General features: G+C 71.4%; 11 protein-coding genes and 1 riboswitch. Of the genes, 2 read left to right on the top strand and 9 right to left on the bottom strand.

Translation table 11 applies throughout. The annotated features are described in order from the left end of the window. The 6 genes from iolB to CA984_RS38215 form a co-directional block, all read right to left on the bottom strand. A partial coding sequence (iolB, locus tag CA984_RS38240) for a 5-deoxy-glucuronate isomerase (protein ID WP_086578269.1) occupies window positions 1-647 on the bottom strand: 647 nt, incomplete at its 3' end. After that, window positions 644-1525, bottom strand: a complete 882-nt coding sequence (locus CA984_RS38235) for a Cgl0159 family (beta/alpha)8-fold protein (RefSeq protein ID WP_086578268.1) — start codon at window positions 1523-1525, stop codon at window positions 644-646. The genes iolB and CA984_RS38235, both read right to left, overlap by 4 nt. Further along, window positions 1518-2480 (bottom strand): 5-dehydro-2-deoxygluconokinase, encoded by a 963-nt coding sequence (iolC, locus tag CA984_RS38230; RefSeq protein ID WP_207621193.1) that lies wholly within the window; start codon window positions 2478-2480, stop codon window positions 1518-1520. The genes CA984_RS38235 and iolC overlap by 8 nt, the downstream gene beginning before the upstream one ends. Beyond that, complete coding sequence (locus CA984_RS38225; RefSeq protein WP_086578267.1) at window positions 2477-3322, bottom strand: TIM barrel protein; 846 nt, start codon at window positions 3320-3322, stop codon at window positions 2477-2479. The genes iolC and CA984_RS38225 overlap by 4 nt, the downstream gene beginning before the upstream one ends. Beyond that, on the bottom strand, window positions 3319-4290 hold the full coding sequence (locus tag CA984_RS38220; RefSeq protein WP_086578266.1) for a Gfo/Idh/MocA family protein: 972 nt from the start codon (window positions 4288-4290) through the stop codon (window positions 3319-3321). The genes CA984_RS38225 and CA984_RS38220 overlap by 4 nt, the downstream gene beginning before the upstream one ends. A 117-nt stretch (window positions 4291-4407) precedes the next feature. Next, window positions 4408-5151 carry a GntR family transcriptional regulator gene (locus CA984_RS38215; RefSeq protein ID WP_086578265.1) on the bottom strand — a complete coding sequence of 248 codons (744 nt, stop codon included), beginning with the start codon at window positions 5149-5151 and terminating at the stop codon, window positions 4408-4410. A 214-nt stretch (window positions 5152-5365) separates the two neighbouring features. Between CA984_RS38215 and CA984_RS38210 the strand changes: the two genes are divergently transcribed. Beyond that, complete coding sequence (locus CA984_RS38210; protein WP_086578264.1) at window positions 5366-6535, top strand: ABC transporter substrate-binding protein; 1170 nt, start codon at window positions 5366-5368, stop codon at window positions 6533-6535. A gap of 396 nt (window positions 6536-6931) precedes the next feature. Then, window positions 6932-7612 carry a hypothetical protein gene (locus tag CA984_RS45675; RefSeq protein ID WP_086578263.1) on the top strand — a complete coding sequence of 227 codons (681 nt, stop codon included), beginning with the start codon at window positions 6932-6934 and terminating at the stop codon, window positions 7610-7612. 56 nt (window positions 7613-7668) lie between these two features. Here the strand turns inward: CA984_RS45675 and CA984_RS38200 are convergent, their stop codons facing one another. From CA984_RS38200 to CA984_RS38190, 3 genes are all read right to left on the bottom strand, one after another. Continuing rightward, window positions 7669-8850, bottom strand: coding sequence for a phytase (locus tag CA984_RS38200; protein ID WP_242676403.1), 1182 nt, complete (start codon window positions 8848-8850; stop codon window positions 7669-7671). A gap of 318 nt (window positions 8851-9168) precedes the next feature. Continuing rightward, window positions 9169-10080: a LysR family transcriptional regulator gene (locus CA984_RS38195; protein ID WP_012892042.1), complete on the bottom strand. Its 912-nt coding sequence runs from the start codon at window positions 10078-10080 to the stop codon at window positions 9169-9171. A 43-nt stretch (window positions 10081-10123) separates the two neighbouring features. Further along, window positions 10124-11149: a (2Fe-2S)-binding protein gene (locus tag CA984_RS38190; protein ID WP_207621192.1), complete on the bottom strand. Its 1026-nt coding sequence runs from the start codon at window positions 11147-11149 to the stop codon at window positions 10124-10126. A gap of 41 nt (window positions 11150-11190) precedes the next feature. After that, a riboswitch (cobalamin riboswitch) is annotated at window positions 11191-11380 on the bottom strand. Between the last annotated feature and the right edge of the window lie 33 nt (window positions 11381-11413).

Below are 11413 nucleotides of genomic sequence, written 5' to 3'. Positions count from 1 at the left end.
TGGTAGCCGTGCGGGACCAGCACCACGTCTCCGCCCGACACCTCGGCCAGCGTGTCGTGGGTGCCGTAGACCCGCTGGTAGCCGGGGCCGCCCTCGAAGTAGTAGATCTCCTCCAGTACGGCCTCGTGCTCGGAGGCGGTGTCGTGCTTGTGCGGCGGGTAGGACGACCAGTTGCCGCCGGGGGTGAGCACCTCGACCGCGACGAGCTTGTCGCAGTCGAAGGCGTCCGGGGCGCAGAAGTTGTTGACCTGGCGGCTGGCCTGGCCGGCGCCGCGCACCTCGACCGGGACCTCGTGCGCCGGGCCGTACCGGATGGGAAAGCGGCGGGTCGCGCGGGCGGCGGGGAGTGCGAAACGGCCCGTGCCGGTGATCCGGGCGGACGTCCTGATCGGCAGGTAGGCGAAGTCGGTCACCGAGTCGAAGACCGACGTGCGTCCGGCCAGCGGCAGCCGCAGGCCGTCGGCGGTGACCTCGCACGAGCCCGACAGGGGGAGGACCAGCATCTCCTCGTCGCCGGTGGTGAACTCCACGCTCCCGCCGGACAGGTCCACGACCCGCAGTCCGGCATAGGTCCACCCGGCCGACTCGGGAGTGATCTTCACCGCCCACGGGGCGTCGGCGGCGGTGCCGCGGGGAATGTGCGTCATGAGGTCTCCAGCAGGCTCACCGCGGTGTCCACGGACGCCGCCACGTCGTCGCCGGGCGGGTAGAGCAGGGCCCGGCCGACGACCAGGCCCCGCACGCCGGGCAGCCGCAGCGCCTTGCCCCAGGAGTCGAAGACCCGGTCGGGCGCCTGGGTGGGATCGCCGCCGAGCAGCAGGGTCGGCAGCGTGGTGGCCTCCATGACGCGTTCCATCTCCTCGATCACCGGGATCTTCAGCCAGGTGTGGGCGGAGGTCGCGCCGAGTCCCTGGCCGACGTTGATGGCGTGGATCATCCCCTCCGGGGACAGGTCGTGCTTGACCGCGCCGCCGACCCGCCGCGACCAGAACGGCTCCATCATCGCCATCAGGCCGTGCGAGGCCAGCTCGGTGATCGCCCCGGCGCAGGACTCCAGGGTGGCGGCGGTGACGGGGTCGTCCAGGCCGATCCGGCAGAGCATCTTGCCGCCGTCCAGCCCCATCCGGACGATCGAGGCGGTGTCGTAGGCGGTGAAGCGGTCGTCGAACTCGAACGCCGAGCCCTGCACGCCGCCCCGGTTCATCGACCCGATGACGAGCTTGCCCTCCAGGGCGCCGAGCAGAAGCAGGTCCTCGACGATGTCGGGGGTGGCCAGCAGCCCGTCCACGCCGGGCCTGGCCAGGGCGCTCGTCAGCCGGTCGAGCAGGCCGGCGCGGCTCTCCATGGCCATCGGGCGGTCACCGACGCCGAGCGAGCCGCGCGCCGGGTGGTCGGCCGCGATGATCAGCAACTGGTCGCGGTCGGCCAGCAGCGGCCTGCGCCCGCGCGCGGCGGCAGCCTCGGCCACCCGCTCCGGATATCGGGCCCGGTCGTCGAGCAGCCGGCGGTAGTCCTCCTCACGCATGCGCGGTCTCTCCTCTGGGGGATTCACCCGACAGGACGTCCTCGATCTCGTCGAGGGTGGGCATCGCCGGAGCGCACGCCAGCCGCCCGGCCACGATCGCCCCGGCCGCGTTCGCGAACCGCAGCGTCCGCTCCAACGGCCAGCCCTCCAGAAGGGCGTGACACAACGCCCCACCGAAGGCGTCCCCCGCACCCAGCCCGTTGACCACCTCCACCTCGACCGGCGCCACCTCCACCGTCTCCCCCGCGCGCATCCCGACCACCCCGGCCGACCCCTGCTTGACGATCGCCAGCTCCACGCCCGCCTCCAGCAGCAACCGGCCCGCCTCATACGGGTCCCGCGTGCCGGTGGCCACCTCCACCTCATCCAGATTGCCCACCGCCACCGTCACCTGCCCCAGCGCCCGCTGCACCTGTATCCGCGCAGCCCGCACATCCGGCCAGAACATCGGCCGGTAGTCCAGATCCAGCACCGTGTGCGCCCGGCGTCCCCGCGCCCGCCACGCCGCCCAGTGCGCCTCCCGCGACGGCTCCTGGCACAACCCCGTCACCGTCGCCCACAACAACCGGCTCCCGGCCACCGCCTCCAGGTCCAGCTCCTCGGCCAGGATCTCCAGATCCGGCGCCTTGGGCCAGCGGTAGAAATACAGCGGGAAGTCCTCCGGCGGCCGGATCTCACAGAACGTCACCGGCGTCGGCAGTCCCGGCACCGCACTGACATAACGGTCGTCGACCCCGTACTCCCGCAACGCGTCATGAACGAACAACCCGAACGGATCGGCCCCGGTCCGGGTGATCACCGCGCTGGAACGGCCCAGCCGGGCGGCGGCCACCGCCACGTTGACCGGGCTGCCGCCCAGATACTTGCCGAAGGTCTCCACCTGCCGCAGCGACACCCCCACCTGCTGCGGGTAGATGTCCACCCCCACCCGCCCCATGGTCAGCACGTCGGTCACGCGAGGCTCCCCAGGAAGGCCACGCTCGCGCGGACGTCGTGGAGGGGGCCCGCGCCGCCGGGCGGCTCGGAGCCGAGGACGACGTCCTGCTCCATCACGTACCAGCCCGCGTATCCGGCGGCTCCCAGGCCGGTGACGATGCCGGGGACGTCCACGTCGCCGCGGCCGAGCGGGCGGTAGATCCCCGCCTTCACTGCCTCGGTGTAGGACAGCTCGCCGGACCGGACCCGCTCGGCGAGGGCGGTGTCGACGTCCTTGAGGTGGACGTGCGCGATCCGCTCGGGGGTCTCGCGGACGAGGTCCATCGGGTCGGTGCCGCCGATGAGCAGGTGGCCGGTGTCCAGACAGAGCGGGACCGCGCTGCCGTCGAGCACCCGCTCCACCTCGTCCTTGGTCTCGACCATGGTCCCGACGTGCGGGTGCAGGGTGACCAGGTGGGCCGTCTCGCGCCGGATCCTGTCCAGGTTGCCCAGGAGCGTCCGCCAGCCCTCCGCGTCCAGTGAGGGACGCGCGTCGTAGCCGTCGGCGCCGGTGGCGGCGGCCAGGACGACCACCGTCTCCTCGTCGAAGGAGGCCAGCGCGGCCCGCAGACCCGGCAGCGGGTCATGGCCGGGGTCGTGCAGGACGACGGGGACGAACCCGCCGACCGCGCGCAGGCCGTATCCGTCGAGCAGTTGTGCGCGCTGCTCGCGTTCCGGGGGCAGGAAGCCGTCGGGGCCCAGCTCGGTGGCCGTCAGGCCCAGCTCCGCCATCTCGGCCAGCACTCTTTCCCGGGGCATCTGGTGTCCCCAGCCCGGCACCTCGCACACGCCCCACGAGATGGGAGCCGCAGCGATCCTCACTTGGTCACCTCCAGAAGACGGACCGGACGGTCGTCGCGGCGGGACAGGTCCGCCGCCTCGGCGATGTAGAGCGCGGCCAGGGCGTCCTGGACCGTGCAGGGACTCTCGCGCTCACCCCGTGCCGCCGCCAGGAACGCGCTCATCTCCGCGATGTAGGCGGCGTCGAACCTGGCCTGGAAGTCCGGCCACGGCTCGCCGGGCGGCTGCAGTCCCTCGGCGCTGGTGAGCGGCGTGCGCGGGTCGAGGCCGACCGCCCGGGTCCGCAGGGTGCCCGCCAGCTCCATCCGCACGTCGTAGCCGGCGCCGTTGTAGCGGGAGCCCTGCAGGGTGACCAGCGTGCCGTCGTCCAGGGTGAGCAGCGCGGCGCTGTTGTCGACGTCGCCGGCCTCGGCGAAGAACGCCTCGCCCCGGTTGGAGCCGGTCGCGTAGACGCTCTCCACCTCGCGGCCGGTGACCCAGCGCAGGATGTCGAAGTCGTGGATGTGGCAGTCCCGGAAGATGCCGCCGGACATGGGGATGTAGTCGGGGGCCGGCGGCGCCGGGTCGCCGGTGATCATGTGGACCCGGTGCAGCGTGCCGAGCTCGCCGCTCCGCAGCGCCTCGCGCGCGGCCGTGTAGCCGGCGTCGAAGCGGCGCTGGAAGCCGATGTGCACGACCGTCCCGCTCCGTTCGGCGGCGTCGGCGACCCGTATCGTCTCCGCGACGCCGGGCGCCGCGGGTTTCTCACAGAAGGCCGGCACCCCCAGGTCACAGGCTCTTACCAGCAACTCTGCATGGGTGGCGGTGGGGGTGGCGATGACCACGGCGTCGGCGTCGAAAGGGTCTCCGACGCGGGCCTTGAGCCGTCCGGCCACCTCCTCCGCCCTACTCTGGTCGGCGTCGGAGACGACCAGCTCGTCGACAAGAGCGGAAAGGGTGGCAGCGTGAAACACGCCTATACGACCAAGGCCCAACAAACCCACACGCATGATGACTCCTCGTCCAGGGGCCTCCAGTTCTAGATGAACGGGAGGTAAACCGTCAAGACTTTGTCCTGACATTCGGACTAACTATCATCATCACCAGTGTGAGGTTCCGGAGTGCGGTCAGCGCTCCACGAGGGTGACCTCCAGGGCGTAGTGGGAGGCGCGGTAGACGTGCGAGCCGTGTTCCACGGCCCTGCCCTGGTCGTCATAGGTCGTGCGGACCATCGTGAGCAGGGGGCAGGAGCGGCGCTCCTCCAGCAGCCGGGCCTCCGCGGGAGTGGCGGCGCGGGCGCCGATCCGCTGGTTGGCGACCCGCATGCGGACGCCGGTGGAGCGGAGCAGCTCGTAGAGCCCGTGCTGTTCCAGTGCCTCGGCCGACAGGGGGGTGGACCCGGCCGGCAGCCAGTTGTGCAGCAGGGCCAGCGGTTCCCCGAGGGCGTATCTGAGCCGCTCCAGCCGGAGCACCTCGGCGCCCGGCGAGACGCCGAGGGCGGCGGCGACGCTCTCCTCGGCGGGGACCGTGTCGATGGTCAGCACCCGGGTGACCGGCTCCTGTCCCGCCCGGCGCAGGTCGTCGTAGAGGCTGGTGAGCTCGACCGCCCGTTTGACCTGGCCGTGCACGACCTGGGTGCCGACGCCGCGCTTGCGGACCACCAGGCCCTTGTCGACGAGGTACTGGATGGCCTGGCGGACGGTCGGGCGTGAGAGCCCCAGGTGGTCGGCGAGTTGGATCTCGTTGGCGAGCCGGGATCCTGGGAGCAGCTCGCCGGCCTGGATGGCCTCCGCGATCCGCTCGGCCACCTGGAAGTAGAGGGGTACGGGACTCGCCCTGTCGAGGTCGATGTCCAATCTCGTCACAGTCACGGTCAGACATTAATGGAGATCAGGATGTCTTAACCAATACCAGATGGCTGTCCGCGCGCCCGGCATGTGACAGGATCGTGTCGACTGCTTCACAAAGGTAAGAATGTCTTGACAAACAGTTCACGTGGCATTCATCGTTGAGCGCACTGCGCTGCCGGATCGGGGCTCTGAGAGGCGCATACGACCCTTGAGAGGCAAGAGGAGTGACGCCATCGTGAGGCGTACCCGGAAGATCATCCCTGCGGCACTGCTGGCACTGGCCGTCGCCGCGTGCGCACCCTCCACAGGAGCCGACGCCCCATCTGGGACGACGGCGGCCAAGCCGCTGCCCGGCCCCTCGGTCGACGCGGCCTTCAACCTGGACACCCTGGTCGAGGCCGCCAAGAAGGAGGGCAGCCTGCTGGTCTACGACTCTAGCGGCGACATCGAGGAAGTGGCCAAGGCTTTCACCGACAAGTACGGCATCGCGATGGAGGGCGTGAAGTCCGACACCCCGCAGACCGCCGAGAAGATGCTCAGAGAGCACGCCGCCGACAACGTGACGATCGACGCGGCGATGTACGAGGACGGCGGGGTGCTGGTCGGCCAGCTCATCCCGCAGGGCGTGGCGCAGACCTGGGTGCCCGCCGACCTGAAGGACCAGATCCCGCAGGAGAACCAGAACCCGCTGCTCGCGCTGTCGAAGGCCACGGTCTTCGCCTACAACACCAAGCTGTCGCCCGACGGGTGCCCGGTGAAGAACGTGTGGGACCTGACCGAGCCGGAATGGGCCGGCAAGCTGGTGATGCAGGATCCGCTGGGCAAGCCGACCGTGCTGTCGTTCTTCACCCAGCTGGACGCCCACGGCAACCAGGCGCTGGAGCAGGCCTACCAGGCGAAGTACGGCAAGGCGCTGGAGACCAAGGAGAAGAGCGCCGCCTACGAATGGATCAAGCGGATGTCGGTCAACAAGCCGGTGCTGACCGGCTCCGACGAGGACATCTCCGGTGCGGTGGGCGCGCCGAGCGCCACCGACAAGAAGATCGGCTTCATGTCGATCTCGAAGTTCCGCAACAACGAGGACAAGGGATACGCCCAGGCGACGTGTACGGGGATGACGCCGTTCGTCGGCTTCAGCTATCCCAAGTACGTCGCCGTCGCCGCCAAGAGCAAGCACCCCAACGCGGCCAAGCTGTACGTCCACTTCATCATGACCGAGGAGGGCGTCAAGCACGAGATCGGCGAGGGCGGCGTCTCCGGCAACGCCACCGTCAAACCGCCGGTCACCCCGCCCGGCCTGGACGACTGGAATTCCCAGCTCTTCCACACCGACCCCAAGGTGCTGCTCGGCGACCTCCAGAACCGCCAGACGGTCTCCGACTTCTGGCGCGTCAACCACGGCTGAGCCGGTGGACGGAGAAGCCGCCGGCGAGTCAGGCCGCCCTTCCGGGTGGCGTCGCGACCCCCCGGCTCGGGGCGCGCGACGGACGTCGAGATCCACCGGATCCGATCCCCGCAGAGGCGGAAGAAGCTGACCGCGGAGCGGGAGGAGTGCTTCCGCCTTGTGGATCAGGATGTCAGTGGCCGTGAGACGTGCCGGGAATCGTCGGGATCGACCGGCGTACCGGGAAGGGGCGGCGCAACGGCTCGGCGCCGGACAGGGCGAGAAAGAGGACAAGGCGCGGAAGAAGGGGGCACCGCCGGTCAGACGACCGGCGGTGCCCCCTTCTTTCGCGTTCCGCCACCTCAGCGGATCGCCCCGAGCCTGCACAGAAGCCTTCCCGAGCGCGCGGAGACGCATGTGTGCCACGAGACCGCCTACCAGGCGCTCCACGTCCAAGGGCGCGGCGAGCCGCGCCGTGAGCCGGCCCGGACCCCGCGCGCCGGCCGCGCGGCGCGCGAGCCCCGCCGCCCGGCCCGGCAGCGTCAGCCCCGCCAGGGCGTCCCCATGGTCATGACCGGCGTACGGCCGGCCGGCGGCGAGGACCGCGCCGTGCCCGGCCGTGGAAAGGGCGGCCCGACCATCGGCGAGGACCAGGCGCCGGCCATCGGCGCCCTGGTCGGGCGCACCACCCGCTACGTGATGCCCGTCCACCTGCCCGCCGAGTGCGGCGGCGTCCGCAGCGTCGAGTGCGGCGGTGTCCGCAGCGCCGAGAGCATGCGCGCCGCGCCGACCGAGGCCACGGCCACGCTGCCGGCCCGGCTCAACCGCTCCCTGACCGGGGGCCAAGGCGGCGGGACAGGCCGTCACCACGGGGTCGGCGTCGCCGCCGACCCGCCCGTCCGCTTCCGAGGCCCGGCCGGCCCCTGGCGGCGCGACTCGACCGGGAACACCGGCGGCCTGCCGCGCCGCGCCTCCCCGAGGGAAGGGGCCCAGTCCACGGCCGAGAGCGGATCGACGCCGTCGCCGCCGGACAGCGAAAGACGCCCGGCTGGGATGTCCCAGCCGAGCGCCTCGCTGTGCTTCTCCACCATTAAGTGATCATCGTGTTGCGACCACTGGAAAGCGCCCCGTCCGGCCGGGGGCTTCACTCATCCTCAGTCGCGGGGGTCCCAGCCGTCGGTGTCGATGTCAAGGTCGAGCCCGTCGGCGATGCCTTCCCAGCCGACGAACTTGAAGTTCGTGTTCTCCCGGTCGGGCACGGCCGGCGTGTTGGCGCCGTCGTGCGCGATGAACATGCCCTCCTCGAAGTCACCCAGCGGGACGTTCAGCACGGTCGAGCCGTCGCTGTGCTCGACGCCGTCGACGCCGTCGTGCGTCCCGATGCGGAACTGGCCGAGGTAGGCGTTGGAGCCCTCCTTGCGGTAGGCGGCGAAGGTGTTGTCGCCCTGGCTGGAGGCCAGCAGGTAGCCCTTCTGGTCGTCCCGGTAGTAGATCGTGAGGCCTTCGGCGTCGGCCGACAGGTGCTGGCCGCCGTAGCCGGGGTCCACGCCGGGCGTGCACTCCTCCGTCACCGGGTCGTAGGTGGCGGGCACGCCGTAATCGCGGACCTTGTCCATGAGCGTCGGCGTCCCGGTGAGGTCGGCCCGCAGCCGCCAGATGCCGACGTCCTCCTGGGCCGCGTAGAGCACGTCGGTCTGCTGGTCCACGACCATGCCCTCGACCTGCGGCGTCCTGCCCGGCTCGTCACAGGGGGTCCAGCTCTGGCCGTTCGGCAGGGCGAACGACGCGGGCAGGTTCAGCGTCCTGACGACCTGGTAGCCGACCTTGCCGTTCGGCTTGGGCAGAAGCTTGACCAGGCCGATCGCGGTCGTGTGCCGGCGGCTGACCAGAGCGTAGGTGCCGGTGGAGTCCTTCCACGTGGTCAGGCCGTACGCCGTCTCCCCGTCGTTGACCTGCGACTGGGTGGTGTTGAACACGAACGGCGCCGCCGGGTCCGTCACGTCGGTCAGCTGGCCCTGCGCGATGGCGTAGATCCGGAGCTGGTCCCGGCCGCGGTCGGAGACGACCGCGAGGTCCCGCCCGCCGAAGCCGTAGGTGACGTCGACGTTGTTGAAGCGACCGCCCTCGTCGTCGGGCCCCGGCGCCGCGGGGGCCGGCAGGTGCTGGAGCTGCTGGGCGTCAAGGTTGTAGACGTAGAGGCCGCCCTCCTTGGCCGTCGCTACCACCAGGCTCTTGCCGGACTTGGAGGGGTGGACCCAGATGGCCGGGTCGTCGCCGTTGGCGTTGCCGCCGGCCTCGTCGTCGAACAGCGCGGGGGTCTCCACCTCGGGGTCCACCGACGGGATGCTCTGCCCCGAAGCCGGGACAGACAGTGCTCCGACAAGTGAGCACGTCAGGACTGCCAGGAAAAGCCTGGGCAGGGGACGCATTGCGCCTCCTCGTTTGGGGGATGCTGTCGTACAAGAACGTAACGATGAATTTACGACAAAGCAATAGCACATCATTATGTCAGGACATAATGATGTGAGGAGTGTGATCATCCCATGACCGGCTGTGGGAGCCGATGGATGCCTCCAGGCCAGGCCAGGCCGGGTGCGGCGGCCGGCGCTCCCGTTCACGCCCCCGCTCGTGGCCCGGGCGCCGGACCCGGAGTCTCAGCGCAGGGCGTTGCGCATCTGGGCCGAGGCGTCGCGCAGGTAGTCGATGAAGGAGCGCAGCGCCGGGTTGGGGTTGGTCGGGCGGACGGCGGCGCCGATCCTGCGGAAGAGGCGGGGCCCGTCCAGCCGGCACACCTGGATGCCCGCCGCGCCCTGCGCGCCGAGGCTGGGCACCAGGGCCACCCCCAGGCCCGCCCTGACCAGCCCGAGCGTGACCTCGTAGTGGTCGCTGCGGCAGCGGATCATCGGATTGAACCCCTCCAGCGCGCTGGCCCGTTCCAATACCGACACCGGCGTGTCGGTGCCGTACGTGGTGATCCACGGTTCGTCGGCCAGGTCGGCGAGCCGTACCCGCTGCCGCTGCCCCGCCGGATGACCCGACGGCACGACCAGGAGCTGCGGCTCGTCGAACAGGTGGGCGACCTCGACCCCCTCCGGCGGCTTCCAGGGGTCGAGCGCGTGCTCGAAGACCACCAGGATGTCGAGCGCGCCCCGCTCCAGGTCGGGCAGGAGCTCGTGCGGCTGGCCGAGCACCAGGTCGAGCTCCACGGCGGGATGGCGGGCGGTGAAGGTCGACAGCGCCAGCGGCAGCAGCCGGTAGCCCGCGGAGGCGAAGAACCCGATCCGGAGCTGCCCGGCGTCGGCCCTGGCCTGCGCCAGCAGGTCCTTCTCCGCGGCCTCGATGATGTCGAGCACCTCCTGGGCCCGGGTCGCGAGCCGCCGCCCGGCCGCGGTCAGCCGCAGGCTCTGCGCGCCCCGCTCGACCAGGCCCACCCCGGCCTCCTCCTCCAGCTTGGAGAGCTGGTGGGACACGGCGGACGGCGAGAGCCGCAGGATACGCGCGGCTCCCGCGATACTCCCCGTCCTGAAGACCTCAAGAAGCACCCGCAGGCGGTGACTGCTCAGCACCGTTCCAGTATCGGTGCAGGCAGCATGGCCGAGCAGCCGGGGGTCACGGGGCCGCTCCGTCCTGTCGCAGGGCCCGCGCCCACTGGTCGTGGCGGATCTCGTGGGGCAGCAGGACGCAGTCACCGCACTTGCCGCCGCCGGGCAGGCGGTAGTAGAGGCAGCAGCTGCGCCGGACGAAGAAATGACGGCCGGGGGCCGGCTCGGCGAGGTCGCCGGTCCCTTCCAGCACTCCGAGGGCCAGCAGCTCGCGGCTGAGCGCGGCGGCCCGGGGGGCGAGGTCCGGCCGTTCGCGCGCGACGGTCGTCAGGGTCCCGGCCAGCGCGGAGGCCGCGTTGCCCCACAGCAGCCGCGGGGAGATCTGGGTGATCTCCTGTACGGCCCGCGCCACCGGTTCGAGCAGTTCGGTCATCACGTTGCGGTAGACCAGCTCGGCGACCCGGCCGGGGCCGGTGACCTCCCAGCCGGCCGGCCGGGCCGTCCACAGCGGGAGCGGGCCGCTCGCGGTGGGCCGCCAGTGGACGTGCGCCGGGGCGAGGTCCGGCAGCACGCCCCGGAGGGCGACCGCGCCGACGACCGGCGACCAGAGCCGGGCGGCCAGCCCCTGGAACAGGATCGAGGCGGCCACCCTGGTCTCGCCGGTGCCCAGCCGCCGCCCGACGTGACCGGTCCAGGCACGCAGGGCGCCGAGGTCGGCGTGGAGCGCGGTGAGCGGGCGCCAGGCCGGGTCGGCCTCCTCCGCGGGATCCGTCGAGACGGCGAAATACGGGCCGAGAGCCGACACGCCGGCCAGTGCCTCGCTCACCGTACGGCTCTCGGCGGGGCGGAGCCCCCGTGGCCGCCGGGCCRCCGCCTGCCCGGTCCATCCTGTGAGCTCGGCCAGCGAGGCGAACCAGTGGCCCTCACCGTCGAAGGCCGCCTCGTAGCCGTCGCCGGTCGCCTCCACGGCCAGGTCGGCCGGGCCCGTGGTGACGGTCTTCCAGCCCTGGCCGGCCAGGCAGAGCATCAGCGGCGGCAGATGAGGGCCACCGGCCGTGACGCGTGCGGTACCGGCTGATCCGCCGTCCGGCATGAGAAACGCGCTCCTCTCTCGGGGAGATCCGCCCCGTTCCGTGAGGAGGCGACCGCGTGAGTCTCCTGGCTCTCGGGTCGATGCTCGTCCCGGCCTTCCCGCGCCCGCGGTGGCCTGTCCGGGATCCGCTCGCCGATCACAGTGGCGGGACCGCGCCGGATTCGCACCGGTTTCCTCGTTCCGCCGTCGCCTTCCCGGCCATGCTCGCACAGCTCACATCCGTTACAAAGTCGGGCGGGGGAGGGGGGCACGTCAGGGCAGGGC

It is taken from the genome of Streptosporangium minutum (assembly GCF_002149035.1).
GTDB classification, from domain to species: domain Bacteria; phylum Actinomycetota; class Actinomycetes; order Streptosporangiales; family Streptosporangiaceae; genus Streptosporangium; species Streptosporangium minutum.
This window is presented reverse-complemented; position numbering and strand designations above follow the sequence as displayed.